Annotated in this window: 21 protein-coding genes; 9 read left to right on the top strand and 12 right to left on the bottom strand. The window is 64.6% G+C overall.

The features are described from left to right. Positions 1-90: 90 nt before the first annotated feature. The gene (locus MJD61_05075; GenBank protein ID MCG8554649.1) at positions 91-1,536 is read left to right on the top strand and encodes a trypsin-like peptidase domain-containing protein; all 1,446 of its coding nucleotides are present in this window, start codon (positions 91-93) and stop codon (positions 1,534-1,536) included. After that, positions 1,536-3,590 (top strand): sulfatase-like hydrolase/transferase, encoded by a 2,055-nt coding sequence (locus MJD61_05070; protein MCG8554648.1) that lies wholly within the window; start codon positions 1,536-1,538, stop codon positions 3,588-3,590. The genes MJD61_05075 and MJD61_05070 overlap by 1 nt, the downstream gene beginning before the upstream one ends. Before the next feature lie 248 nt (positions 3,591-3,838). On the opposite strand, the gene MJD61_05065 is transcribed toward MJD61_05070, so the two are convergent. The 4 genes from MJD61_05065 to MJD61_05050 form a co-directional block, all read right to left on the bottom strand. Continuing rightward, the gene (locus MJD61_05065; protein MCG8554647.1) at positions 3,839-4,690 is read right to left on the bottom strand and encodes an HDOD domain-containing protein; all 852 of its coding nucleotides are present in this window, start codon (positions 4,688-4,690) and stop codon (positions 3,839-3,841) included. 14 nt (positions 4,691-4,704) lie between these two features. Then, a complete protein-coding gene (locus MJD61_05060; protein MCG8554646.1) occupies positions 4,705-5,775 on the bottom strand; it encodes a pentapeptide repeat-containing protein in 1,071 nt (356 codons plus the stop codon). A 424-nt stretch (positions 5,776-6,199) separates the two neighbouring features. Continuing rightward, entirely contained in the window at positions 6,200-7,645 is a 1,446-nt protein-coding gene (locus MJD61_05055; protein ID MCG8554645.1) for an EAL domain-containing response regulator, read from the bottom strand. A 207-nt stretch (positions 7,646-7,852) separates the two neighbouring features. Beyond that, positions 7,853-9,976, bottom strand: coding sequence for a hypothetical protein (locus MJD61_05050; protein MCG8554644.1), 2,124 nt, complete (start codon positions 9,974-9,976; stop codon positions 7,853-7,855). Positions 9,977-10,157: 181 nt separating this feature from the next. On the opposite strand from MJD61_05050, the gene MJD61_05045 reads away from it, so the two are divergent. From MJD61_05045 to MJD61_05035, 3 genes are all read left to right on the top strand, one after another. Further along, positions 10,158-11,222, top strand: coding sequence for an enoyl-CoA hydratase/isomerase family protein (locus MJD61_05045; GenBank protein MCG8554643.1), 1,065 nt, complete (start codon positions 10,158-10,160; stop codon positions 11,220-11,222). Between the two features lie 378 nt (positions 11,223-11,600). Beyond that, positions 11,601-12,701 carry a thioredoxin domain-containing protein gene (locus tag MJD61_05040; protein MCG8554642.1) on the top strand — a complete coding sequence of 367 codons (1,101 nt, stop codon included), beginning with the start codon at positions 11,601-11,603 and terminating at the stop codon, positions 12,699-12,701. Positions 12,702-13,090: 389 nt separating this feature from the next. Next, positions 13,091-13,435 (top strand): hypothetical protein, encoded by a 345-nt coding sequence (locus MJD61_05035; GenBank protein MCG8554641.1) that lies wholly within the window; start codon positions 13,091-13,093, stop codon positions 13,433-13,435. A gap of 378 nt (positions 13,436-13,813) precedes the next feature. Here the strand turns inward: MJD61_05035 and MJD61_05030 are convergent, their stop codons facing one another. From MJD61_05030 to erpA, 4 genes are all read right to left on the bottom strand, one after another. Beyond that, complete coding sequence (locus MJD61_05030) at positions 13,814-15,625, bottom strand: long-chain fatty acid--CoA ligase (GenBank protein MCG8554640.1); 1,812 nt, start codon at positions 15,623-15,625, stop codon at positions 13,814-13,816. A 64-nt stretch (positions 15,626-15,689) separates the two neighbouring features. Next, positions 15,690-16,352 (bottom strand): MgtC/SapB family protein, encoded by a 663-nt coding sequence (locus MJD61_05025; protein ID MCG8554639.1) that lies wholly within the window; start codon positions 16,350-16,352, stop codon positions 15,690-15,692. 97 nt (positions 16,353-16,449) lie between these two features. After that, positions 16,450-17,289, bottom strand: coding sequence for a sigma-70 family RNA polymerase sigma factor (locus MJD61_05020; protein MCG8554638.1), 840 nt, complete (start codon positions 17,287-17,289; stop codon positions 16,450-16,452). 326 nt (positions 17,290-17,615) lie between these two features. Then, a complete protein-coding gene (erpA, locus tag MJD61_05015) occupies positions 17,616-17,939 on the bottom strand; it encodes an iron-sulfur cluster insertion protein ErpA (GenBank protein MCG8554637.1) in 324 nt (107 codons plus the stop codon). A 216-nt stretch (positions 17,940-18,155) separates the two neighbouring features. Here erpA and MJD61_05010 point away from each other — a divergent pair, with 216 nt between their 5' ends. Then, positions 18,156-18,914, top strand: coding sequence for an SDR family oxidoreductase (locus MJD61_05010; GenBank protein MCG8554636.1), 759 nt, complete (start codon positions 18,156-18,158; stop codon positions 18,912-18,914). Positions 18,915-18,952: 38 nt separating this feature from the next. Here the strand turns inward: MJD61_05010 and MJD61_05005 are convergent, their stop codons facing one another. From MJD61_05005 to mrtC, 4 genes are all read right to left on the bottom strand, one after another. Next, on the bottom strand, positions 18,953-19,885 hold the full coding sequence (locus MJD61_05005) for a hypothetical protein (protein ID MCG8554635.1): 933 nt from the start codon (positions 19,883-19,885) through the stop codon (positions 18,953-18,955). Positions 19,886-19,950: 65 nt separating this feature from the next. Continuing rightward, positions 19,951-20,700 (bottom strand): biotin--[acetyl-CoA-carboxylase] ligase, encoded by a 750-nt coding sequence (locus MJD61_05000; GenBank protein MCG8554634.1) that lies wholly within the window; start codon positions 20,698-20,700, stop codon positions 19,951-19,953. Next, a complete protein-coding gene (gene nadC, locus MJD61_04995) occupies positions 20,697-21,581 on the bottom strand; it encodes a carboxylating nicotinate-nucleotide diphosphorylase (protein ID MCG8554633.1) in 885 nt (294 codons plus the stop codon). Before nadC ends, MJD61_05000 begins: the two co-directional genes overlap by 4 nt. Before the next feature lie 12 nt (positions 21,582-21,593). Then, positions 21,594-22,361 (bottom strand): MrtC family glutamic-type intramembrane protease, encoded by a 768-nt coding sequence (gene mrtC, locus MJD61_04990; GenBank protein ID MCG8554632.1) that lies wholly within the window; start codon positions 22,359-22,361, stop codon positions 21,594-21,596. 290 nt (positions 22,362-22,651) lie between these two features. Between mrtC and MJD61_04985 the strand changes: the two genes are divergently transcribed. The 3 genes from MJD61_04985 to rpoD are packed head-to-tail and all read left to right on the top strand — an operon-like array spanning position 22,652 to position 26,767. Then, on the top strand, positions 22,652-22,912 hold the full coding sequence (locus MJD61_04985) for a hypothetical protein (GenBank protein ID MCG8554631.1): 261 nt from the start codon (positions 22,652-22,654) through the stop codon (positions 22,910-22,912). A 13-nt stretch (positions 22,913-22,925) separates the two neighbouring features. After that, positions 22,926-24,800, top strand: a complete 1,875-nt coding sequence (gene dnaG / locus MJD61_04980) for a DNA primase (GenBank protein ID MCG8554630.1) — start codon at positions 22,926-22,928, stop codon at positions 24,798-24,800. Between the two features lie 2 nt (positions 24,801-24,802). After that, entirely contained in the window at positions 24,803-26,767 is a 1,965-nt protein-coding gene (rpoD, locus tag MJD61_04975; GenBank protein ID MCG8554629.1) for an RNA polymerase sigma factor RpoD, read from the top strand. Positions 26,768-26,981: the final 214 nt, after the last annotated feature.

Genomic DNA, 26,981 nt, shown 5'->3' with positions numbered 1-26,981 from the left:
GCTGGGGACTGCTCCTGATCACAGCGGTTGTCAGTTTAGTGGATCCGGTCCATAGTGCGCCGCTCAAACATGCCGAGTACGCCACCGAGCTTGGGCGAGGATTTTTTGGGCGAGCTAGCCGAAGGGGCGAGGATCGCGATGCGCGGCGTCGTCCAGATCCAGGCCTATGGCTTCGACGAGGACAACGCGCCATCGGTTCTGGATCCGCGGTTCGCCTCCATGCGCAGTTGGGGTGGGTCGGGGTTTCTGATTGGGGTCGAGCAACGGGGGGGACTGATTCTCACCAACGCCCACGTAGTGCGCAATGCTACGAACCTGCAGGTGATGTCCTTGCTTACGAGCGAGCGCACGTTCGCAGCCGAAGTCGTTGGGATCGCTGCTCGTCAGGAGCCCGACGTGGCCTTGATAAAGCTCGTCGACGACGAGCTGGAGGAGTTCATCCGGCTCTGTGGGGGATCGGCACCCTACGTTGAGCTCGCGGACTCGGATGCGGCGCGTCGTGGTTGGCACATCAAAGCGATCGGTTATCCGTTCGGGATGGCCGAGCCGAACATTTCGGGTGGAGAGCTCTCCAACTTCGTGGCCGGAGATGAGGTTACCGTGGAGCGGCTTGTTACCGACGCCGCCATCAATCCCGGTAACAGCGGCGGCCCCGCGATAACTCGCGGGGGATTGGCGCTCGGGCTCAACACCGCGATAGTTGTCAACGCAGACAACATCGGTTTCATCACGCCAATCAACTATGCGAAATTGCTGCTGCCGCAACTGCTGTCGAGCAGAGAAGCGCGGGTTGCGGAAGTCGGGGCGCGGTTTCAGCCGAACTCACCCACCAACGCCGAGTACCTGCGGCAGTCCGATGTCGACGGCGTCATCGTCACGCGCGTGCGTCCCGAGGGCATGTTTGCGTCCGCAGGGATCGAACCCCTCGACGTGATCCGGCAGATAGACGAGCATCACGTCGATCGTTATGGGATCGTCAAAGGCCAGCAGGGTAACCGCAAGCGCAACCTCTATGATGTCGTGCGCCAGATTCCCGTGGGGCAGCCTGTGAAGGTGTGTGGTGTGCGCAAGGGTAGACCGTTCGAGCTGGTCGCGGAGGCGACGCCGGCACCCAACCACGGCATAGACACGCAACCCTACGTGGCGCAGCGGCGCTATGTCCTTTTGCAGGGCATGATTCTTCAGGAGCTCTGCTACGAGATCATCAGCGCGATTTCCAGCCAAATCTCCGGCAATTATTGGGCCGAGATCGACGATCGCTACGGAGAATCATCGAAGATAGTCGCGAGCTTCGTGATCCCTGGCTCGCCAGCAGACGACATGTTCTTCGGTATGGGAGCGATAATCACCAAGATCAACGGGCGGCACGTGCGCGCGATGGATCAGGTGGTTGATGCGATACGTACGCCGCTCGACGGGCGGCACCATCTCGTCTTTGTCGAGACCAGGCAGGGGCAGTTCGGGGTCTTCCAATTGTCAGCGCAGGAACGGGCCGAGCTACGCGTACAGAGTGTCGGGGAACAGATCGGCAGCTGATGGCGGTGCTGCCGCGGCGCCGTCCGGGTCGCCGGCGCTGCTATTCAGCGCATGGTCGCATGGCGCTGATCGGTCTGGTGTGTTGGGTCGTGTCATCGGCCTGTGCGAAGAAACACGAGCCGGAGCTTGCGTCGCGGCCTGCGCTGTCCGCTGTCGATCTGGAGTTCCGGCGTGCCGGCAGCTTTGGCGCCTTCCTCGACAAGCTGCCTGGCTTCACCCGGGTTGGGGGCGAGCAGCTACGTCTTGTGCGACCGCTCCCAGGCAGCGCAGCGCGTTCGTCCTATCGGCGCATCGCAATCAGGCCGGGGCCTTCCCGCAAAATCGCGGGAGCGGCGGTCAAGCTGCGTGCGACGTTGGGAGCCGTCATCCAGGGTGACCAGGCGACGTTCTCGTTTGACTGTGAGGGGCTCGTCCGGCCTTGGTTGCGAGGCTGGTTTTTCGGTACCTGGCGAGCGAAACGGGTCGCAACCTTGGATATCGAGGTGGGCGGCAGCAGCTATCCGGTGCGTTTCACGCGCGAGCCCCACCGCCTTTTTCGATACGACTTGCCCCTTCCGCAGTCGTTTTGCCAGGACAAGCGCCGCGATCGGCTCAAACTGGTCGCGCGTCCTGCAGATAGCGGCCTCGCACTGACGTGGCCGGTGCTGGTCAGTCGCACGGCGGAAGCGTATCCACCGGTGATTCTGATTTCCCTCGACGGCCTGCGCGCAGACTCATGGGACGGGCGCAGCTCGCGTCCGCCATCGCTTCAACAGTTCCACGACGATTCACTACGCTACCGGCGTTGCTACACCTCCTCCCCCGGGACCTCGGAATCGCACTCCACGCTGTTGTCGGGTTTGCGTCCTGGTGCAATTGGGCAGCATGCGAGCGGCGAAGTGCTGTCACTCGTATCGAACCTGCGGGATGCCGGTTACACCACACTGGGTTTCGTGGGCGGCGGCTTGATGCGTGCCCGCTTTGGCTTTCGATCCGGCCATCCGGGCTTCGCGCAGGGGTTTGACCTGTACCTGGAGGGGCTGCAGGTGCTGGCCGCTCGGCGTCGTTCGCGCACGCGCCAGATCGGGGATCCGCTACGCGCTGAGGCCAAGCTCCATACCCATACACTTGGGCCAACACTCGAACGCTCCTTGCGCTGGTTCCGCAAGTATCCTTCCGAGCCAGTCTTCCAGTTGTTGCATGCCTACGACGTTCAGGAGTACCGCAGCGTCGCACGGGCCTACTGGGATCGGACGCTCGAAAAAGGGCTGGGCTTGGGAGCCGAGCGCGCCGATATCGAGCGCTGCGCCAAACGCGTCGGTCTTACCCGGGGCGAGCGCATGATCGTTCATTTTCCTTTCAGCAAGGGCTCGGGTGAGGATCGGGTCGAGCTGGCACAGGAGGATCGGACCTGTCACCGCAAGCTCACCGGGTTGCTTTACGAGGCTCGCGTGCGCAGCTCCGAGGACACCCTGGCGCGCTACTTCGATGCACTGCGCCAGCTGGGAGCCTACGATCGGGCGCTCATCCTCCTGACCTCGGACCACGGCGAGAGCCTGCTCGACGAGAGGGGGTCCGATGGGAGGCTACATTGGGGCCATGCTCGGCCAACGATAAAGAACCTGCATGTGCCCCTGTGGATCAAGCTCCCGGGGCGGACCAAGCAGGGCAAAGACATCGACGACGTCGTCGGGCTTGTAGACGTGCGCGCGACGATCGGGGGCGCGCTGGGAGTGAAGCTCGACGGACGCGATGGGATCGATCTGCTTGGCCAGCGGCACGAGCGGGCGAGGCCGCTGAGCTTCGCTGCGCTCCGCGGCGGCCGGGGAGCTATCCTGCCAAACGGCGATGTCTGCTCCTGGACGGGCCCCCTGACCAAACGCAAGACCGCAAGATCAACTGGCAAGCCGAGCGGGTCGGAGGCTGGCACGCGTCAAGCGAATGCGAGCAGGCCCTCCGGAGCCGCCTTTCGCTACTACCACGCCGGCCGCTGGGGCCCCGGCGATGCGACTGCGCGCAGCCGTTGCGAAACGGCTCTGGCACGCATCGACCACAAGCCTGCGGTTACTCGGTAGCGGGCTAGCGCCCAACCGGACAAGCGCTGGCGTGTCTCGGCGTGTGGCACGTCGGGACTGAATCCGGGGCGGGGTCGGGGTCAGCGTCGGGTCCCGATCCGGGTCCCGGTCCCTGTTGCGGCTCCCCATCGGTCCTGCGTGCGTCCGGAGGCGCGGCGCCCGGTTCCGTCTGGTTTTCCAGGGGCGACGCGCTTCGGGCCTTTTGGGCCTGGGCAGGCGGACAGGTGGGAATGGCCTGGCCCGGAAGGTCACGTGAGCAAGCGAGCGAGCTCGTCGGCCTCGGAGCGGCACCGATCGAGAAGCGCGAGCGTTCGTTCACTGGCTAGCCCGCACGCTTCTTGCGCGACTTGCACCAGGTGCTCCTCGTCGCTGGCATCGTCGCCGTCCAGGAGCAAGGCAGCCAGCTGCACGGCGGCCAGCCCGCCCTCGGTGCCGATCTCCGCATGATGGCTGGCGATGGCTGAAGCCAGAGCTTCGGGGAAGCTCCACTCGTTGCATAGCCAGGATGCAACATCGCCGTGATCCCAACCGTAGGCCTCCCGCTCGAGCTCCCACACGGCCAGCTCGCCTTGCTGCGCCCTTTCGAGGAGCTGCCCGTAGGTCGGATTCCGATGCTGTAGGATGAGCGGCACCGCCATGTCTTGCAGCAACGCGGCCGTGAAGCTCTCGCTCTGGGTTGCCGGATGGAGCTCCGCAGCGAACGCTCGCGCGGCCGCGGCCCGCCGGGTGGCCGACAGCCAAAAACGACGCCGCTGTTGACCCGTCTGCTCCGTCGTCCGGTCGAGGACACCACGTACTGCAGCGGACAGCAAATGCGCTTCGAGCTGGGCGCGCCCCAGCATGGAAGCGGCGTGAGTCACGTTGCGTACCGGGTTGCGCAGTGCATAGGCGCTGGAGTTGACCAGGCTGATGAGCTTCTGGCTCAACCCCGGGTCGCTTTCGATTAGTTTCGCGACCTCGCCGAGGCTCGAATCTGGATCGCGTAGCCTATCCAGCGCCCGATTCAGCAGTGCCGGAAACGATGGCAGCTCGTAAGACCCGAGCACCCGTTGGAGCTCACGCCGTGGATCGATGCGCTTGCGACGCAGAAACTCGAACATGGTTCAGTTGACCCTTAGTCAGCCCGTCTCGCGAGCTTGTTGGACAGAATGCTGAGTAAGCCACCTAGCAGGACGTAGCCGAGCAGCGCCTCGCTCATCGCGACAAGCTGCGCGGCCATCGACGCGGGCACTGCATCGCCGTATCCCAGCGTGGTTAGTGTTACAAGGCTGTAGTAGTAGGGCGACAGCGTGGTTTGATAATCTCCGAAATCGACCGACACCTTCGTGTAGAGGAACCCATATCCGATCGCGATGAACGCGGTGAGCACACTCCAGCGGACGAAACTACGACCGCAGTCCGAGGTCACCAGCCACAGCCAGTACATGATGCGTGTGAACCGGTTCCGACTCCTGAACTCGTGCAGGTAGTTCTGGTCCATGAGAAAGCGGCGGAACAAGTAGGCGCCACAGAAGTCTACGCTGGGAACGCGCGTGCCGATCCAGCATGCGGTCTCGTAGCCGGCCATGCCTCGCACGCGAGCCCCGTCGAGCTTTGCGTCCGTGAAGCTCGCGTTGTCCACGCGACATTGCTCTAGGTCGCAAGCTGCGAGATCGGTCCGCGAGAGATCTGCTTGCGCGAGCTCCGCGCCCCGCAGCAGGGCAGCGCGCAGGTGCGCACACCGAAGGTCGCAACCGTGCAGCTTCGCATTGACCAAAGTGACCGCGGGTAGATTCGCTTCGAACAGCTGCGCACCAGTGAGGTTCGCATGCCCGAAGTTCGCGTGTTCGGCATCGCACTGATTGAGCACCGCCTGCCTCAGATCAGCGGCCATGAGGTTGCAGTTGCGCAGCTTGGCCCGAAACAACGTGGCTCCCACGAGCCGCGCGCCCACGAGCGTGGCGCTGCTCAGATCGACATCGCTGAGCTCGGCTCCAGACAAGTCGCAATGCGACAGGTCAATCCCCGCAAGCTCGGCGCCGGTCAGGTGTGCCTTTCTCAGATCGATCCCCAATTCCCGCACGGGGCGCTGTTGTTCTCGGACCGCCTTCAGCGCACTGGGCAGATCGCGCTGCCGGCAGCCCGAGTCCGGAACGAGCCAGCCCGTGTCCGAGGCAGTGTCCTTCGATATCTTGGGGCTGGTCATTGCAGGTTCCGGGCCCTGTGCTGCAACCGTTCAGGCCCCGGTGAACCGTTACCTCTGCTTCAACGACACGTGGAGACAGTTGTGAACCGCACAGCCCTGGTGGGGGCGCAGCCGCCAGCCACCGCGGTGAGCCCCTCCAGCCCCCTCCAGCCGACCCTAGACCGCCGTAGGCTATCGCGGGCCAATGTACGTAGGAGTAGGTGTGGTTCGCCTGGCCCGCATCGGTCACCAACTTCGAGGTCACTCGGTCGAGGCGCCTGCGATGGCGGCCGATCCGCAGTCGAGGCACCGGAGGCATAGTCAACGCTATCGGAGTTCTCGTCGCTTCGCTCCTGCGATCCCGGAGGATGCTCTGGAGACGAGGACGCGGCTGCCAGGGCGGGCGGATCGGTCGAGTGGGCCGGAGGCTGGTGACCGATGCGGGCTAGAGCGTGGGCTCGGGCATGCCCGGGCCCGGCTTTGCGAACAGGTCGCCCTGAAGCAAGTCGCAACCCAGAGCGAGCAAGGCGTCGCGCTCGGCCGCCGTCTCCACACCTTCTGCCACAACAGGAATCCGCAGGTCCGAGCAGAGCTCCGTCAACATGGAGATCACCCGTTGTTTGGTGGCGATCTGCTCTACGTCCCTCACCAACGCCATGTCGAGCTTCACGATGTCCGGCTTGACCAACGCCAGGCAGTTGAGGCCTGCATACCCGGCGCCGATATCGTCAAGCGCGATGCGGAACCCCAGCTTGCGCAACGCCGCGATGCGCTCGCTCACGTCCTCGACGTCCTCGAGGGGAGCTCGTTCGGTCAACTCCACGACGACCCGAGTGCTGATCGGCGCCAGAGGCGAGTCGGGTGCGAACAGTGTTTCGTCGAGGAGCTCTTTGGTGTGCACGTTGATGAAAAGCAGACGATCCGGGGGTTGTTTCGCCAACGGTGCGCCCGCCTTGCCGCGGACGGCTCGTCCAATTTCGGCCACCCGATCCAGTCGCTCTCCGAGATCGAACAAGGCACCGGGACTCGCAAGCGTAGGTTCGGGAGATCGGCAGAGCGCCTCGTATCCGTAGACCCTTCGACGGGACCAGCACACGATCGGCTGGTAGACGCAATACAGTCCCCGAACCGCGCGCGAGAAGCGAGTACCCAGGTTGCCACTATCTGGACTGGATTGCGCTGCTTGATTGCCCGGCTCGCGCCCGATCGCAACGGAGTCGTCCATGCGCTGCGTGCGCTCTGTGGCCTCCGCCATGACTTCCGCTGCGTTGGGATACCTGCGCCGCCACAGGCCGGCGTCGGGCCGGCGTTCGCGTTCCTGCGGCTCTGACCGCGGCGCAAGCGGCTCGTATCGCTCTGGAGCGACCGGCTTACCTGCGGGGCGTACCCTGCTGAGCAACGAGTGCAGGCACTGCTTGAGCGCTTGCGCCCCTACGTCGCTGCGCAGCGTGTAGTGCACGGCCGCACGGTTCACGGCGCCCGAGAGCACCTCGATGTCCGGCTCATCGAGGTACAAGACCCGCAGGGCTTCGGGCCAGCGGTAGCGTACGGTTTCGAGCAGGGCTACGGCTTCGTTGCCAGCCTGGTTCGAGACCACCACGTCGACGTGCGACGCCTGCAGCTGCTGCAGTGCATGCAGCGAGCTCGAAGCCAGCAGCGCCAGCGTGTTCTCGTCGTCCAGGGTGGCTTTCGTGTCGAAACCCGAGCCGGGTTGGGTCACCATCAGGACGATCAGCTTTCTTGCCGAAACGCGCACCGGCGCCGGCGGTGCAGCGGGTGCCATGTCTTGGGGGGTCTCGTCCGAGGTCGCGCCACTCGTTTCGATGGCGATCGCGGCGCGGGTGGCGTTGTTGGGCCCCCCAAGGAGGCCGAGGTTCTTCTCTCGACTCACACGACTCCTAAACGTTTGCTTAACAACACCTAGGCTAAACCAGTACTACATGGCCTTGCCAGCAGTGCTACAAACACCTATCTGCTCCCACCATACCACACAAACGGAACGGGCACGTGGATATTTGCCCAACCTTGTAGGCGGTAGGTGGTAGGCGGCGGGTAGCTGGCGGTTGTCTGTGCCAAGGACTTGACAAGCTCTCCGGCTCTACGGCTTGGGGCGGTGGGGCGAGTCCGGTAGGCCAAGCCCCTGCAAACCGAAGCCGTCGAGCACCTGCACAGGGCCCAGGGCGATCAGATCGGGTGACGGGAGTGAGGCCTGGCCCTTTGCGGGCGGCGGGGCTCTTGCCACGCGGCAATCCGATCCAGCTGGGGGCGGTTGGCCAGGATCGCGGCACGGCTCGGGCGCGCCGGTCATCTTGGCAAGGGGGGCGTCGCGGGAGTCGCAGGCCGAGTCCACACCCTCGGCCACGCTGCGCTCGGCGGAGCGTGCCTTACAGCGTTGCGCGAGCAGGCTGGAATCCGGCAGCAGGGGGGGTTCGCAAAGCCGCCACTCTTGGCTGCTTCTCGCGTACGACGCACCGTCGAAGCAGCGCTGCTTGCGCCGCAACAGATCGTGGCAAAGGTCACCGGGCCGTTCCCAGCCGTTGCGCCCGTCGCAGCGCCTGGTGAACCAATCGAAGTGCCGCCGGCGGCTAGCACAGTCGGCACCGGGCAACACCCCGAGCTGGGGTGGAGGCGGCAGATGATCGATGCCCGCGCGCTTGGCCACGGTCCGGGCTTGGGCCCGCGCCCTGCGGGCGCGCTTGGCCACCGCCTTGGCGCGCCGGGTTGCGCCGCGGGCCTTGCGCCAGGCGTCGTCCGAGCGCGACACGGCGGCGTTTGCCGTCTTTTCGAGCTCGTCGGGGCTCGGAGCTCTTTCCTCGCCCGCCGCCCCTTCCGGCTGGGTAGGCGCTGCCGGTGCTTGGCCGCGCCCAGCCGGAACGGCAGCATCTACGGCAGTACGGGCGGCCGCTTGCTCGGCCCGCTGTTTCGCCGCCAATGCCTGTATTTCCGCGCCTTTCGCTGCTCTGGTTTGGTCGACCGCCGAGGCTTCCAGCTCGGCTGCAATGCGTTCCTCGCGTAGCGCGCGCATCCGCGCTTGCAGTGCCGTAGCGCGATCACGGGCCGCTTCGATCTGCGGGCGGGTCGCACGCTTGGCCGCGTTGGGTAGCTCGCTGCTCAGTACGGCCAAAACGTTGACCGCTCCTGGCTTCGATCGGGCCTCGATGGTGGCGGAGCCGCTTTCGTCGTCCTTGCAAGCCTCGAGCTCGCGCTGCAGCAGCTCGATCGTGCTCCGGGTCCAGCCGGGGTCGCTTCCGCCGAGGCCAGCAGCCGAGCCCGGTACGCTCTGCCGAGTGCTTCGCCTGGTTTGGCTTCCGAAGCTGCGACACGCCCACAGCATCCAACGCATCTCCGTCGTGGACGGCAGGGCAGGGTCACTGGCTTCCCGTGCGCCCGGACCGTAGGTGTCGACGGACAGCCAAGCTCCGTTTTGACAACCCACGCGCGTGTTGCGCTGCGCCTGAGCCTCCCACGCAAAGTCCAGGTAATCGAGGCGATGCACGACGTCGTACGCGCGAGCCTCGTCCGTGGCGTCGATTCTCCATTTGCCACCTTCCCAGTGGCCACTCATGAACGCGTCGCTTAGTCGCGACTCCACCACGCAACGTACCAAGCCGTACGAGTCCACCAGACACACGCTCCGAGGTCGTCGGATCGCGGTGGCTTGCTGCGGCTCGGACTCATGCGCACGGCGCTTCGCCTTGCGTGGTTGGCGCTTGAGCGTGCTCCGCTGCCGGCGCACCGAATCGGCCTGCCGCTTCAGTAGCGCGAGTTCGTGCTGCATTCCTTGCAGCCTGAGCTGCTGCTCGTGACTGGGATACAGGGAGCGCGCCAGCCGTCGTTCCAGGAATTGGAGCACGTACGCGCGCTGTTCGAGATCGTCGAGCTTGTCTTCGCTGTAGCTATCGAGGAGCGTCTCGGACGCGCTGTTTCGGAGTACCGCTTCGCGTGCAATGCGGTAATCGCGGAACTCCTGAAGCCGACGCTTGCTTCCTGACTGGCTCGGAGTCTTTCGGTACAAGCGAGGGACGTAACGGTTGCCCCGGTGCGCGCTTGCGAAGCGCCTCCAGGCTACAGCCTCTGCGGCTTCTTCGGGTTTTCGCGTGGCGTCGCCGTTCTGGTCCGCGGCGGCGGCTTCCCCACCGTTCTGGGGCTCTTCGCATGCACCGACGATTGGGGTCGCAGCCAGCGCCAGCGCGAGTGCGGGTGAAAGGGTCAGACGCGGCACCGGCTCCACGAAGCAATTCTCTGCGGATAAGGGCGCACCTGCAAGAGGCATCGAGGCTCTCTGCTGCACACGCAAGCTGCTGCACCCGCAAGCAACGGGCTCGCCGCATGCGATCGAGCCGGTTTATGGTGTAGTGTCGCCGACGTCGATGTGAGTCGGACGATGTAAGGAGGTGCGGGTCATGGGTCGAACGAACCAGCACGCGCGTGCGAACACACGGAGCCAGGCAAGAGGCGAGCAGCTGCCCAACCTCGACGCCCTCAAGGCCGACCCCTCTCGATTGGTCAAAACCAACCCCTGCGCATCGCTGATCGACTTGGGCGATGGGTGCCTGTGTTTCGAGGTGCACACGAAGATGAACGTTTTGAATCGGGAGGTGATCACGTTCCTTCCCCAGGCCATCGAACAAGCCGAGCGCAACTTCCGCGCCCTGGTGATTGGAAACGGGGGCAAGCACTTTGGAGCTGGGGCGGACCTGCGCGTGTTCTTGAGCGCGGCACACGCGGGAGCGTGGCACACCATCGAGACCGTGATCCGCGACTTGCAGGCGGCACTGCAGGGCCTGCGCCATGCGGGCGTGCCTGTCGTGGCGGCACCCGCCGGTTACGCGCTTGGAGGTGTTCTGGAGCTGGCAATGGCAGCTGATGCGTGCGAGGCCCACAGCGACGTTCAGGCCGGGTTGGTCGAGACCCGCGTAGGCTTGCTGCCGGCGGGCGGAGGATGCTTGCGGATGGTGCAGCGGTACGCGCAAGATGCTCCGGATGCCGCAGAGGCCAGCGAGCCTGCGCTCATGAACGAGGCCTGGCGCAATATCTGCGAGGGCAAGGTCTCCTCGGATGCCGCAGAGGCCAAGCGGATGCGCTACCTGCGTCCTCAGGACAGGGTCTCCAACCATAGGAGCGAGCTGCTTGGGCGCGCCAAGGAGCGCGGCCTGAGCTTGGCGGAGGCGAGCTACAACCCCCCGGAGCCCTCCCGGTTGCGCGCTGCCGGAAGTGCCGCGGCCAAGGCGCTTGAGGCTGCCGCCGAAACGACGCTACAACAAGGCGCCGCCAGCGATCACGATGCGTTCATTTTCGGCAGGGTCGCTCACGTGCTATGCGGCGGCGAGGTCGCGGCAGGGACTTTGCTCAGCGAGCAGGCATACCTCGATCTCGAGCTGGAGGCTTTCCTGGCGCTCTGCGGCGAGCAGAAAACCCAAGCACGCATCGAGCACCTGCTGAGCCACAACAGGCCGCTTAGAAACTGACCCGGCCTGGTACCGCACCAGTGCTCGCGGCCGGAAGTCCGATCCGGGTCTTCTCCCGGCTAGGCCGCGGGCACGACCGCGCGCAGCGCGGCATCGACAAGGAAGGTGCCTGAGCAAGCGCGGTGGGGGCCGGGTTTCGGAGCCGACCCTCGCCCCCTCCTGCGGCCGGCGGAGAAACCCGGATCGAACTTCCGGCAAAGGGGTACTGGCCCGAGCTCAGCCCGAAATCGACCCTCGTACCCGTTGCCTATGGCAACCTGTGGGTAAGCCTGCTACACCGGTGGCTGATCAGAGCTCGCGTGCGGGCCTGATGTGGCGCGAGGCCGCGGGCAAACATCGGGCGGCCCTTCGGGGCTGGGGTCCACTAGGAAGGTCACCATGACGAGCAAGTACGGGCGATGGTGGGCAAGCGGGCGGCAAGCTGGCGCGGCCGTCCTGGTCGCTGCGGCTGTGCTTCATGGCTGCGACAAGAAGCCGTGGCAGGGTAGCGAGGGCGCCTCCAAACAACCGCAGGCCACCTCGGGTCAAGCCGCCGCCAAGGCAGGCGAAAAGAACGCCGATGGCACGAAAACCGCGGCCGCAACAGCAATACAAGGACCGTGTGGCAACTACGCGGCGCGAATCTGCAAGGAGGCTGGTGATAGCTCGCCGGCCTGCCGCTCGATGACCGAGGCTGCGAAGCTGTTGCCGGCTCAAGCCTGCAAGCTTGCGCTGGCCAACATGGCCTACTCCATCGGCGTGATGGCCGAACAGCGCAAGCTCTGCGTCAAGCTGGTAGGCAGGCTGTGCGCGGATTTGGGCGACCAGACCCAGACGTGCAGCATGGTCAAGGACAGGACCAAGCAGTTTACGCCCGATCGGTGCCAGAGCATGCTCGGCCAATACGACAAGGTGCTTGCGGATCTGAAACGCATGGAAGAGCGCAATCAACCGCTGGCCCCAGAACAACAGGCCAAGATCGCAGCGGGGAACGCACCCTCATTCGGTCCGAAGACAGCCAAAGTTACGGTGGTGGAGTTTTCCGATTTCCAGTGCCCTTATTGCTCGCGTGCCGTGGAGACCGTCCACAAGATCCGCGAGCAGTACCCCGATCAGGTGCGTGTCGTCTTCCGCCAGTTCCCGCTGTCGTTCCACACGGACGCCAACCGTGCGGCACAGGCGGCGCTGGCGGCCCATGCACAGGGCAAGTTCTGGGAGTATCACGACAAGCTGTTCGAGAACCAAAAGGCCCTGGACCGCGAGTCCCTCGAGCGCATGGCTCGCGAGGTGGGGCTCAATCTGCGGGCCTTCAAGAAGGCTTTGGATGAGTCCACTTTCGAGGCGGTTGTGAACGAGGACCTGGCGCTTGGCAAAGCGGTTTCCGTCTCGGGTACTCCGTCGCTATTCGTCAACGGAGTGCGCGTGACCAACCCGTACGACTTTGCGGCGGTCTCGACGCTGATCAAGAAGAAGCTCGGCCAGCCCAAGCAAGGCACTTGACGACCCGGGCCCCCGGTGTGGCTCGAGTGCTCGCCCCGCGAACGTGGGCGGCGCATCAGCGCCTCGGGACTTGAGAGCTTTCCAGCGTTCGTTTTTGTCTGGCAGGCTCGGCACATGTCTGCTAAAAAGCGCCACGTGTTTTTGGGGGGCGCGCCGTGCCGATTTTTTCACCGGCGGTCCTGGCGTGTGTAGGCTCCTAGAGGACGTCTTGGGAGCCCACCGAGTAGCGAAGAAAGCTAGCTCTGGGCGCGGGTCGTTTGCGTGGTTACGTTACGAACGAAGCTGAGCATCTGGGCTCGGACCCGGTGGATTTCGGGCGCTGGCGCTCGCAAGTTGGGGGTGTTCAAGGTCGTGAAATCGGCCGTTTTAGTGAGGGAGGTGATAACTTCATGTATACGCTGACCGTTTTTCTGGCTGGATTCTGCGGAGCCCTCGTAGCGGGCCGCTTTGTTAGTGGAGTCGAGAAGGAAGCCGCCCACATCCTACAGGGAAGTGGGCACCTGACGGCCGTGGGCTCCATGGCCAGGCTTGTAGGGGTAGCGATCGCCCTGGCCCTGCCGGCGCTGCTGCATCCCAGGGCGGTCGTGGTGTCGGTCCTGGTGTTTGCCGCCAGCCGCAACCTGGCTCTGCTGCAGCATGCCGGGATTGTGCCGTCCTGGAACGAGCTGGTACGCCGGCTCGGGCGGCTGCGTAGCCGCCGCTGTCAAATGAGCGCGTCCACCCCTGGGGTGTGAGTATGTCGCTGCGCCGAGATCACTCCCGCTGTCGTACAAAATCTCGTGGATTCGGCTAGTGCCTCGCCACAGGAATCCTGGTTGGTTGGGGCCTGCAGTGGGGCTCGCTGGCAAGGCGGACCGACGGAGACTGCGGTTCATTTCGATGCGGTGCAGCGCATATTCGAGGAGGTCCCAACGCCGCCAGCGGGCGCCAGGGCTGGGGCCAAACGATCAGGATTCCTGTGGCGAGGTACTAGTTAGGGCTGACGAGGCGGTTAGAAGCGTCACACAGTGACCGCCTGTCGTTGGGTCGAGCTGAGACACGAGCAACTCGCCGGTGAGGCCGATCGGCCAGCCGCATCGGCGCGCCTCGGGGGGGCACGGGGGCCGGTCGCTTCAAAGTGAGTCCAGGGTGCCCTCGTAGAAGCCGTTGAGCAGCGAGCTGTAGCGTTGCTCCACCTTGTCGCGGCGGACCTTGAGGCTCGGCGTGAGCATGCCGTTTTCGACACTGAGATCCTCTGGCAGCACGGCGAATCGCTTGATTGTCTCGTAGCTCGCAAGTTTCTCGTTTACCGCGGCGACCGCGTCCTGCAGCATTTGTTGGACGTCCTCGTGCTGGATGAGCTTCTCGTAGGGGCTGCCGCCGGCGTCGTGCGCTCGAGACCACTGTTCGATAGCCTCTCGGTCGACGGTCAGCAGCGCGCTGCAGAAGTTCCTGCCGTTGCCGTGGACCAGAACCTGGCCCAGGTAGGGGCACTGCGCCTTGAGTTGCGCCTCGATCTTCTGGGGGGCAACGTACTTGCCGCCCGAGGTCTTGATGAGGTCCTTCTTGCGATCGGTGATGCGCAGGTAGCCGTCCGGATCCAGCTCGCCAATATCGCCCGTGCGCAGCCAGCGATCTTCCGTGAGCGCCGCGCGCGTAGCCTCGGGCATGTTGTGATAGCCGCGCATTACACCGCGGCCCCTCAACAGCACTTCCCCATCAACGTCGATCTTCACCTCGGTTCCCGGCAGGGGTGTACCGACCGCACCGAAGCGGAGGGAACCCAGGCGGTTCAGGACCGCGCCTGCGCTCGACTCCGTCAGCCCGTAGCCCTCCAGGATCACGATGCCTGCCGCGTGAAAGAACTCGGTCATCTGCCCTGATAGCGGCGCACTGCCCGAGAGCATGAAGCGGATGCGACCGCCAAAACGCGCCCGCAGCTTGGAGAAGACGAGGCGATCCGCAACGCGGTACCGCAGTGCCAGCATCCCACCCGGTGTGCCGCCTTGCTGGCGCAGCGCGGACGCCTCCCTGCCGACGCCGAAGGCCCAACGAAAGATGGCGTACTTGACCACCCCACCGCTCTTCGCGGCCATGACCACCTTGTTGTAGATCTTTTCGAAGATGCGCGGAGGAGCTGCCATCCAGGTCGGCTTCACCCGACCCAGGTTGTCGACGAGCTGTGGGATACGGCCGTCGACGGTCGTGGCAAAACCAACCTGAATCGGGCAGACGATCAGCATCTTGCCGAACACGTGGGACAGAGGAAGCCACAGGTACTGGTGGTCGTCAGGGTGAAGCAGGCCGAGCGCTTCGGCCGCTTCGCCCTGGTAGACCCAGCAATCGTGGACGAGCTCGACACCCTTGGGTCGTCCCGTCGTGCCCGAGGTGTAGATGAGCGTGGCGAGCTGGTCGCGGCTGATCGCCCGAGCGATTGTTGCGAAGCGGTCCTTGTCCTTGTCGTGGTACTGCCGCCCGCGCGCTTCTAGCTCGGCCAGGCTCATCACCCATTCGTCGGGCTCCGGCTCACCCTCGAACACGACCACCCTGCTGAGGTCGGGCAACTGTTCCCGTTGGGCGCGCAGCTTCTCGAGCTGCTGGGCGTCCTCGACGAAGGCCACCACGCTCCGCGAGTCGGTCAGGATATACCGGCATTCCTCCGGCAGGCCTGAAGGGTAGATGGTCGTGGTTGCGCCTCCCGCGCACGCGATACCAAGGTCGGCCAGGATCCACTCGATGCGGGTACTGGACAGAATCGCGCAGCGCTGCTCCGGTCTCAGTCCGATCTCGGTCAACCCTGCCGCGATGGCCCTGACACGCGCCGCCGCCTGTTGCCAGGTCAGGCTCCCCCAGTCGTCGCCGGCGGGGAACTGGTAGGCAAGGGCGTCCGGGGTGGACTCCGCCCGGTGCAGAAACAGCTCCGGTAGTGATTTGAAACGGGCCATGATGCATCCCTCCTGGTGGCGCTGAGCCGAATCATCGTCGGATCAAGTTAGGGTGGCTGGCAAGTCACGCAGGCGGGCGGGAGTGCCAGCTGACGCTGCGCACGCCGTCGAGACCGCCAAGCAGCTTGACCATTTCGTGCGCCTGGAACTTCTGCTTCGAGCGGACATGGAAGGCGATCTCGGTGAGCTCTTGCTGGGTGTCCTCGGTCGCGCTCATGTCCATCAGGCGCACACTGCGCTTCGACAGCAGCTGCTCGACCGCCTCGCACGTCTCGTGGGACTTGTCCCGCGCCACGCTGACCACGATCACGCGATACAGCCGCGACGGGATGATGTTGCCCGCGTAGTTGAGCAGCCACAGCACAGCCAGCGCAACCAGCGTGGTTGCCGTGGCGAGCGCGTAGTGGCGCAGGCCGATGACGATGCCCAGCCCCGCGGCAAACCAGATGCTGGCCGCCGTGGTGACTCCTCGGACCAGATCGCCGAGCTTCACTACGACGGCTCCGCCGAGGAAGCCGATTCCCGTGACAATGCCAGACGCGATGCGCCCTGGGTCAAAGCGTACGAGCTCGTTCGAAGCCTCTCCTTCGAACGGCCCAGGGAGCGCCGCCGACACGATCATGATGACAGTGGCTGCGAGGCACACCAGGATCATGGTGCGCAGCCCTGCGGCCCGACCTCGCACTTCGCGCTCCAGGCCGATCGCGCCACCGTACACAACGGCCATGCCAATTTGGATTAGCGGATGCGCTCCTTCGGCGAGCAAAGGCTCCATATTCTCTGCAAGACGGTCTCAGGGCGCGCCCCCTCTCGTCAAGCAGTCCCTAGGCTGCGTTGGAGATCTCGGGTTTCAGTCGCTCGCGCAGCTTGCGTTTGGCGCGGGCCTCGAGCTGTCTTGCGCGCTCTCGCGATACTCCAAGCTGGCGGCCCAGCTCCGCCAACGACTCCTCTTCGTCACCCATGATCCGTCGCTCCACGATGAAACGCTCGCGCTTGTCGAGCGTGCTCAGCGCAGCACCGAGCTCGCGACGCAGGATATGTTCCCGCTCGCTGTTGAGGTACGTTTGCTCTTGGCCTGCCCCGTGATCGGCCATGAGATCGAGAAGCGTTAGGTTGCCCTCCGGGTACGCGGGTACATCGAGCGACGAATCCCGAGCATCCAGCTGCAGGAGCATTGCTCTCATCTTGTCGGCCTTCACGTTGAAGCGCCTGGCGAGCTTTTGGTTGCGCTGCTCCTCGTCGCCGATCAGATTCGAGATTCGGGCTCGCTCGCGTCGCAATCTAAAGAAGACCTTCGAGCGCAGCACGCCCGAGCCCCCTCCCACCATGCTCGTGGAACGCACCACGAGGTCCAGCACCAGGGCTCGAATCCAGTAGCCCGCGTAGGTGACGAAGCGGGTTCCCCGGGTGGGGTCGAACTTTCGAACAGCCATCGCGAGGCCCAGGTTGCCCTCCGCGATAAGCTCAGCCAGGGGAATACCGTAGTGGCGGAAGCGTATCGCCACGGCCACCGCGAAGCGCAGGTTGGCCTCGACGAGCCTGTGCCCTGCGGCCACGTCTCCCTGCCGTGCACGCACGGCCAGCTGGTGTTCCGTCTCGCGATTCAGGACAGGAACCCCTCGTACCCGTTCGATGTAACGAGTCACCGCTTGATCTGCCGGCATGCCATCACCATCCCTGGCTAATCTGAAGTTCCGCCTGGGGGAACTCAGGGCTAATATTACGTAACGTAACGTTAGCTGTTCCGAGACGGCTGTCAATATGCCCGCGCGCTACACCCCGAAGCTCGATCCACAGCCGCAGGTTGTTTATGCCCGCCGGCATTGCACCCACGCGCCCTGCGAAATCATCCCGAAGCTCGATCCACAGCCGCAGGTTGTTTATGCCCGCGCGCCACACCCCGAAGCTCGATCCACAGTCGCAGGTTGTTTATGCCCGCGCGCCACACCCCGAAGCTCGATCCACAGTCGCAGGTCGTTGTGCCCGCGCGCTACACCCCGAAGCTCGATCCACAGCCGCAGGTCGTCTTGGCGGTTGGGTTGTTGAACTTGAAGCCCGCCCCGTGCAGCCCCTCGACGTAATCGATTACAGTGTCAGCGAGATATTGATAACTCATCATGTCGACATACAATTCGATGCCGTGAGAGCTAAAGTTCTCGTCGAGCTCACTCGTCTCATCGTCGAAATACAGATCGTAGCTGAAGCCTGAGCAGCCGCCGCCGATTACGCGGACACGCAACCCTTGCCCCGATAGGCCCTCGGTGTCCTGGATTTCTTTCACTTTTTCTGAAGCGCGTTCGGTGAGGGAGATCATGGGTGTTCGGCTCGCTAGCTACACGTTGGTGCAAAAAGGCAGCAGGCCAGGCACGCCTGCCTTCCATAAGCAGTATAGGAACGGGTCAGGCCAGCCGCCAGGGATGGCAAACCGCCGGCGACCGTACACGATGGGCGTCTATGGGGCCTACAGCCGAGCGGGTCAAGGGTGCATGTTGTGGTGGGATCGTGATAGACAGCGGCTGGCCCGGCGGAAATGAGCGATCTGGCTGGCAGGAACGCTTTGGTCACGGGAGCTGGCCGCCGAGTGGGAGCTGCGATCGCTCGCCACCTCGGTGCCCAGGGGGTCAACGTGGCTGTTCACTACCACGGTTCGGAAACCGGTGCCCTGGAGACCTGCAGCGCGATCGAGCGCTCCGGCAGTAGGGCGGTGCCGTTAAGGGCCGATCTGACGACTCGTGAGCCCTGCCGGCTGTTGATCGATCGAGCCGAGAGGCTGCTTGGCGGCCTCGACCTGCTGGTCGCGTCGGCGGCGAGCTACGAGCGGGTGGCGTTCGAGGCGATCGACGACGCATCGTGGAACCGGAGCCTCGAGCTCAACCTCAACGCTCCCTTTGCGCTGGCCCACCGTGCACGCGGCGCGCTTCGCCGCACGCGAGGGAGCATCGTATTCCTTACCGACATGGCAGTGCGGGCTCCCTACCCCGACTACGTTCCCTACCTCGTTTCCAAGGGTGCTCTGGTGCAGCTGATGCGCGTGCTTGCGCTCGAGCTGGCACCCGAAGTCCGGGTCAATGCGGTCGCTCCCGGCACCGTCTTGCCCCCTGTGGACATGGACGCGGATGAGCTCGGACGCATCACCCAGGCGATTCCTCTCGGCAGGGCCGGGCGCCCCGAGGACGTTGCAGATGCGGTGCTGTATCTGGTTCGTGCGTCTTACGTGACGGGCCAAGAGCTCGTCATCGACGGCGGGAGGCTGCTGGGACACTCGGGTCACCGGACCAAGCCAGCCTGAGACGAGTTTTGGGCCTGCGGACTTGGGCGAACCCTTGGTTACGCCACAACCGCTCCCACCCGCACCTGGGCCTGGCCGGCGCGCAGCGTGCTGCCCTCCCGCTCTGCTGCCGACTTGACGTACCCGAAGGCCAGGCCCTCACCCGTTTCGGGATCGCGAACAACGCTCGTGAGCCGGCCTGCCGTCTTGCCCTGCTCATCCTGCAGCGCCTCTCCCGCGGCCGGCAGCGCTCCGCTGCCATCGATCCGCAGGGTCAGCCGTGCAAGACGCCTGTGGACCCTGCCACGGCTGTCGAGCATGCATACGACCTCCTGGCCGAGATAGCAGCCCTTGCTGAAACTGAGCGCTCGCGCGAGCCCCGCTTCTTGCGGGTAGTTGTCAAGGTCGAAATCGGCTCCGAACTCTGGCACGCCGAGCCGAACCCGGGCCAGCTCCCAATCGCACTCCTGTACCTGCCCTCCTGAAAGGCCTCGGGCCTGTTGGGCGAGTTCCCTCATCACAGGGTGCGCGCTTTCGCGAGGGCACAACACATAGTAACCGCCGGTTCCGAGATCGTCGCAAGGGTAGTGCTCGCTGTGCTTGGGAAGCGTGTCGATCATGCGCGCTGCGGCGGGACCCTGTAGGCAGATTACGCCGAGGTCGTTTCGGGGCACCAGCTCTACCTCTTCCATCACGAGGTACTTGTCGAAGCTCTCGATGACAGCCTGCGCGGCCATGGCGGGTAGGAAGCCAAGCAGCGCATCCTTCGTCGCTGCGACCCACAGGTCTGCCAGTACCTTGCCCTTGACCGTCGTCGCCAGTGCGTAGATCGCCTCGCCCGGCTTCAGCGCCCGAATATCGTTCGTGATCTGCCCATTGAGCCAGCCGACCCGATCCTCGCCTCGCACCTCGAGTACCGTTCGATCGGAGCGCAGTCGGATCCCGACGCTGTCCACGAGCAACCGAGCGCCGCATGCAGAGGTGCGAGCCATGGCTGAGCGTAAACATGGTGTCGTGCTTTTCGCCTGGCAAGCGCTGGTCTTGGGCAGACGGGGCCCTAAGGCCTACAGGGGGCTCCAGACACGATCTGCGTTTCGATCCCTTTGGCGCACAGCCTCAGCGCCCCGCTCGGCGCCACCCCGATCAGCGTGCCCTCTATCCCCTCGCAGCGCACCAGCTCGCCCCGCCACGCAAGCCGTTCGTTGACCAGAGCCGCCACGGCGGCTGGCCCCTCGCTCATGAAACGCTCGACGGTTCGTTCGACCTGCTCCAGGACCGTTGCCAGCGCCAACGCTCGCTCGATCTCATCGCCGCGCACCATGGCCAGCGACGTTGCGCCGCGCGCGAGCTCGGGTGGGAAATCGCGTCGGTTCACGTTGAGGCCAATACCGATGATTATCGGGCCGTGATCTGGCCCCGTGCTTGCGGTCTCTACCAGGACTCCCGCGCACTTGCGCTCTCCTATCCACACGTCGTTTGGCCACTTCAGCCTACCGCGGTGGTTGGGTCCGACCAGACGCTCCACGGCCTGCGCCACCCCGAGCCCTACCGCCAGCGTCAGCGGTGGTAGCAGCGCAGTGGGCTGATCCAGGCGCTCGACGATCGAAAGGTACAGGTCCTTGCCAGGGGGCGAGAGCCAGTGGCGCCCGCGCGAGCCGCGGCCCTGCGTCTGTTCGTCGGCGACCACGACATGCCCGCGTGCCGCGCCAGCGTCGGCTGCATTCCTGGCGTCATCGTTGGTCGAGAGGGTGCGTTCACGCAGGTCGAGGGAGCGCCCGTAGCACGTGGTGCGAAGCCGGAGTCTCACGGCTGATGCATCCAGTCCAGGCCGATGTCCAGCGCCGCGGCCGAGTGGGTCAGAGCACCGACGCTGATGACATCCACGCCGCTGCTGGCGAGAGCCGGCACGTCGCTTGCTTGTATGCCGCCCGAAGCTTCCACGATCGCCCGCCCCGAGATGCTGGTCACCGCCGCCGCCACCTCGTCGGGGCTGAAATTGTCCAGGAGAATCCAGTCTGCGCCCGCTGCGATAGCTTCATCTAACTGCGCCAGGCGATCGACTTCGCAGCCGATTCGGGTTGTGTGCGGTGCGGCCGCTCGCGCGCGCCGTATCGCCAGATCGAGCGAGCCGCAGGCCGCCACATGGTTGTCCTTGATAAGGACCCCGCTAGCGAGGTCGCCGCGGTGGTTGTATCCGCCGCCACAGCGCACCGCGTAGCGCTCCAGCGCCCGAAGCCCGGGCGTCGTCTTGCGGGTATCGGCGATACGCGTGCGGCAGCCCGCAGGCAGCTGCTTCACGTAGCTGTGCGTTGCCGTGGCCACCCCGCTGAGGCGTTGAAGGAAGTTCAGGGCGACGCGCTCGCCGGCCAACAGGGCCCGTGCGGGGCCAACCAGCTCCGCGATCACGCTCCGAGCCGGCAGCCGAGAGCCGTCGTCGTGGAGAGCCACTAGCTGGACCGAAGCGTGGACGCGCTCGAAAACCCGTCGCACCGCCGGCAAGCCGCTGAGGATCAGATCCTGGCGGGTGACGACATGCGCGCGTGCGGTCTGCTGCTCAGGGATGCAGACCCAGGTGGTCAGGTCTCCCCGCCCGATGTCTTCCTCGAGCGCCAGCTCCACTGCCTTCTCGAGCGCCGCACGGGGAATACCGCCCTTGCCACGATTCACGCCCCCGAGCTTAGCCCGCATCGCACGCCCAAACTACAACCAGCCGCGCACCAGGACGTCGGCGTACAGGTTGCTCAGGCAGTGAAACACGGTGGCAGCACCGATTCCTTGCCGGCGCGCTCGCAGCCAGCCAAAGGCCAGTGCGGGAAAGGCCACCGCGAGACGTGCGGGGATCAGGTCTACCAGGAAGTGCATCACTCCGAACAAGACGGCTTGCAGCAGCAACGCCGGCAGCGATACGTGCGCGCCGAGCAAGCGCACGCGCCGGGCGAGGCCGTCGTCCAGGCGCGTTTGGAAGTAGCCCCGGAACAGGGCTTCTTCAGGCAAGGCCACCAGCAACAGCTGGCTCAGCAGGAACGCGGCAGGGTCGGCGGGCCAGTGGAGCGTGAAAGGATGCACTGGAGCGTGCCAGAGGTAGAAGCCCAGGGCAAACGGCGGAAACACGAGCGCCGCGACAGCCAACGCGACCGCGGCTTCTCGCAAGAAGTGCGGCAGGGCTCGGCACACGGCCTGGGCGAGATCGATGATCGCTGCGCGCACACCCGGGGGCGACAACGGGTTCGGCGTCAGCAGACCCGCCAGGTCGATTCCGAAGCGGCGCAATCCATCAGGCTCCCGCTGAGCCAGCCGCACTGGGATTGCCAGGAACAGGACCGCCACGGACAGGTGTACGTACTCGCTAGCGCCCGCTATGCCGCGCAGCCGAGTCAGCGCCACCGCAGCCGCGCTGACTACGACGAAGACTACCACCACTTCCCGCAAGGCGGCCCTGTCGGCGGTCGTTCGCCCGCTCGCAGTCATCGCGTGCTAGGCCCAAGTTTCTCCGGCGCGGCAGCACTTCGGCGCCAGGCAAGAGGAAATTGTAAGCAGAAATTTTGGGCCCGGACAACTTTCCATACTACGTAGGGACATGAGGCGGTTGCGGCGTAACGGTTCGGGCTCCCGAAAGCCGGGTTTTCAGGCGGCTTTCGGGGCGAGCGTGCCCGCAGGAATCGCCCGAGGAGTATTACTGGTACTTCGCAGGGCGAGGCCGAGGACGAAAGCTGCCCCGAAAACCGCCTGGGAAGCCGTCGTGAAAGCGTGGTCACCCCGTGAACAGTTACGTTGCGGCCGGTGCACGGCACATGGAGCTCGGTTGCCTCCGTGTTCCGGCCGACCGAATCTTGCGCTACGCGGCCTCGACACACGCCCTGGCCACGCACAGCGAGGCCGGCCGGCCGCTTCGCCGCGTTTCAGCGAGCACTGCCTCGCTGCGAGCCCGTTTACCTGCGGCCGCGATCGGGTGGGCCGGAGCCCCACAGCAGAGCACGCTTTTGGCGGTTTGCACCGTGGACGAGGTTGGCGCGGCTTGACGCGGGTCGTCCGGTGCCTATCTTGAACGACGCCGCCCCGGGGATGTCGTTCTTGATTCCATCCGATTACATCTCCGAAGTACGCGAGAGAACGGATATCGAGACCCTCGTTGGAGAGTACGTCTCGCTCAAGCGCGCCGGCAAGAGCCTTCGCGGCCTGTGTCCCTTTCACTCGGAAAAGACGCCTTCATTCCATGTACATCCGGGGAGGGGCTTCTTCTACTGTTTCGGGTGTCGCGCCTCCGGTGACAGCATCGCTTTCGTGATGCGCATGCAGGATTGCTCGTTCCTCGAGGCGCTGCGTCAGTTGGCGGAGCGCGCTGGAGTAAGGCTTCCCGAGCCTTCAACCGACGATGGGCAGGCGGCCAAACGCGAGCGGATTCGTCGCGAGCGGCTCCGCTCCATTGTCGCTAGTGCCGCCGAGTTCTTCGTGCGTCAGTACTCGGAGCACCCCGGGGCTGTCGTTGCCAAAGACGAACTGACCAAACGGAGAATCGACGCCGGGGCGGTACAGTCGTTCGGCCTGGGGTACGCCCCGGACGCTTGGGATACGCTCGGTCAATGGCTGCGTGCCCAGGGCGTGTCCATGGCAGAGGCGGAGCTTGTCGGGCTGGTGGTAGCGCGAACCGGCCAGGCTGGGCGCTACTACGATCGGTTTCGACACCGCTTGATGTTCCCGATCGTAGACGCGCACGGCCACGTAGTCGCCTTCAGCGGCCGCCTCCTGGAGCGAAGCGGGCCGTCCGAGGCCCATTCGGAGCCCAAGTACATCAACAGTCCCGATACCCCCCTGTATTCAAAGGGCGAGTTGCTTTTTGGCCTGCACCAGGGTCGGGTCGAGGCACGCAGGCGCGGCTGGATCGCGCTGTGCGAGGGCAATTTCGACGTGCTTGCGTTGCATCAAGTCGGATACCCGAATGCGGCGGCGCCGCTAGGGACCGCGTTGACCGATGCACAGTGCAAACTGCTTCGCCGGGCTGCCGATCGGGTCACACTGCTGTTCGATGCAGATGGGGCTGGCCACAAAGCCGTGCGTCCAGCCTACGAGGCGCTACAGCGGGCGGGCATCGAGACGCGTGTTGCACAACTGCCCCCCGGAGAGGATCCCGATTCGTTGATTCGATCGAGGGGAGCCCAGCACTTGACCCGGCTGATCGATGGGGCCGCGAATGCGATGGACTACCTGATCGAGCAAGCTGCCGCCGAGGCGGATACGCCGGCGGCCAAGGCGCGGGCGATCGCGGGCTTGGCTCCCATGCTGGCAGCGGTACACAGCCCAGTAGAGCGCCGCCTCTATGTCGAGCGCGTGGCGAGGCGCTTCGGGGTCACGGATTTGCAGGCCGTAAAGGCCCAATTGCGAACGGGTTTGCACGGTAAAGCCGGGCGTTCCGGTCACTCTGAAGCCAATTTCATTCGGCTAAAACAGAATTCAACGGAATCTGACGTTCCGGAACTGGAGCGCGACTTGATCGGGGTGCTGATCGACCAGCCGAGCCTGTTTACCACGCACGATGCAAAAAGGCTCGGCGAGCTTTTGACGCATCCCTCCCTACAGGCCATCTTTCGTGCCGCCGCTTCGATGGTCGGGCTGCGCGGTGCTATAGAGTGTGGCCCTTTGCTTGACGGGCTCCAAGATGAGCCCGTGCGCACCTGGCTTGAAGGACGTTTTTCTATCGAGAAGTACGACCAGAATGCTGCCGTTGACGCACTTCGAAACGGAACAGCTTTACTTGAGAAGCAACGGGTCGAGCGTGCGCTCCCCTTGTTGGCGCGTCAGATCGATGACGCGTGGCATCGGGGGGATGAAGCCCAAGCCATCGTGCTGACGCGCCAGCATGACCAGCTGGCTCAGAGCGCGCACCTGGCGGTGCAGAGCACAAAGAGGTGACAATGCCGGTACGAAACGCCGCACGGAATGCTCGCAACAGCAAGGGGAAGGTCACCACCAGGGCGACCAAGGGCCGAAGCAGCAGGCCCCCGCCGCCACGGGCAAAGCAATCCGTGGCGCCGCCCGCGAGCAATGGGCATAGGTCCACGACCGAGGCCATCTTGAGCGGGCGCTTCAAGGGTCGGGAGCGTCGAGAAGTGCAGGCGCTGTTGGACAGCGGCTTGGGTAAGGGCTTTCTCACGTACGACGAGGTCAACGACGCGCTCCCACCCGACATGGTGACCTCGGAGCAGATCGACGATCTGATGCTGCTGCTTGGCAACGAATCCATCGAGGTGGTGGTGGCGCCCTCGCAATACAGCGCAAAAGGGGACACCAGGAAGGACGCGAGCCCAAGGGTGGAGGACTCGCCTAGATCCAGTGACGAGCGCGAGTTTCCGGCGGTACCTCCCGCCGCTTTCGAAGACGACGGCTACCAGGCGAAGTCCAACGATCCCGTGCGGATGTACTTGCGCAAGATGGGCTCGGTCTCGCTGCTGACTCGGGAGGGCGAGGTCGAGATCGCCAAGCGGATCGAGGAGGGAGAGCTCAAGGTCTTCCAGGTCATCATCAATTCGCACGTAGGGATCAGCGAATTGATCGACGTGGGCGAGAAGCTCAAGCGGGGCAAGCTGCGCGTCAAGGACGTGATCAAGGATGTCGACAGCGAGGATGCGGAGTTCGACGAGGAGGAAGCGAGCCGGCGCGTGTTGCGTTCCATCGAGCGAATCCGGCGTCTGGAGGCTCACACCGCCAAGTTGAGGGAGGAGCTGGCTTCGAGGAGGGCCGCCGACAGAGGTCGCAAGATGGCCGAGATCGCGATCGAGAGAAACCGCCGAGAGTTGCTCGAGGTGGTCCACGACGTGCGCTTCAATAAGAAGCTGGTCGATCGCATTGTCCTGAAGATCAAGGGCTATATCCGCCGCATCGAAAAGGCGGAGGCCGAGCTGGCTGAGATTCAACGCAGCAGCGGACTGTCGGCGCGGGACATTCGCAGAACCGTCGGGGAAATGGACTCGACCAAGGCCGGCGAGCGGCGCGCAGCGCGCAAGCTGGGGATGACTCTCGACGACTTCCGCGGTGCCGAGGAGGCGATCGAGGAATCCATCCGAGGCATCAGGGGTGTGGAGGAGGATCTCGGCCAGCCTGTGGACATGCTGCAAGCCACCTACAGCGAGGTGCACGAGGGGGAGCGCGCCGCAGAGCGCGCAAAGGCCGAGCTCGTGGAGGCGAACCTGAGGTTGGTGGTGTCGATTGCGAAGAAGTACACCAACCGGGGTCTTCAGTTTCTCGACCTGATTCAGGAAGGCAACATCGGGCTCATGAAGGCCGTCGACAAGTTCGAGTACCGGCGCGGGTACAAGTTCTCGACGTATGCCACCTGGTGGATCCGCCAAGCCATCACCCGGGCCATTGCCGACCAGGCCCGCACCATTCGCATTCCCGTGCACATGATCGAGACCATCAACAAGCTGATTCGCACTTCCCGCTATCTGGTGCAGGAGTTGGGACGTGAGCCGTCCCCAGAAGAAATCGCTGAGAAGATGGAGATGCCGCTCGACAAGGTGCGCAAGGTGCTGCGTATTGCCAAGGAGCCGATCTCGCTCGAGACCCCCATTGGCGAGGAGGAAGACAGCCACTTGGGCGATTTCATCGAGGACAAGAGCGTGGTCTCGCCGGTGGATGCGGTGATAGGCGGCAACCTGGAGGACCAGACCCGCCGCGTGCTCAAGACACTGACGCCCCGCGAGGAGAAGGTCCTGCGGATGCGATTCGGTATCGGTGAGAAGAGCGACCATACCCTTGAGGAGGTAGGTCAGGATTTCGAGGTGACACGCGAGCGTATCCGGCAGATCGAAGCCAAGGCGTTGCGTAAGCTGCGCCATCCCAGCCGCTCCAAGCAGCTCCGCAGCTTCGTGGAGGCCTAAGGAGGCGCGACGACATAAGCGCTACCGCTGCGGGCGCGCGGGCGGGCGCGTTCACGGCTTACGTCCTCGCAAAGCGCGCTCCCGATCGCACTCCGCCCACACGCCCGGTCTGGATCGTTTATTCTGTCGCGCCTCCTAAGGTCAGGGCCCATAGCTCAATTGGTTAGAGTCCCCGGCTCATAACCGGGTCGTTCCTGGTTCGAGTCCAGGTGGG

It is taken from the genome of Pseudomonadota bacterium, assembly GCA_022361155.1.
Classification (GTDB): Bacteria; Myxococcota_A; Polyangia; order Polyangiales; family JAKSBK01; genus JAKSBK01.
The sequence above is the reverse complement of the archived record's forward strand: the minus strand, read 5'-3'. Positions and strand labels throughout refer to the sequence as shown.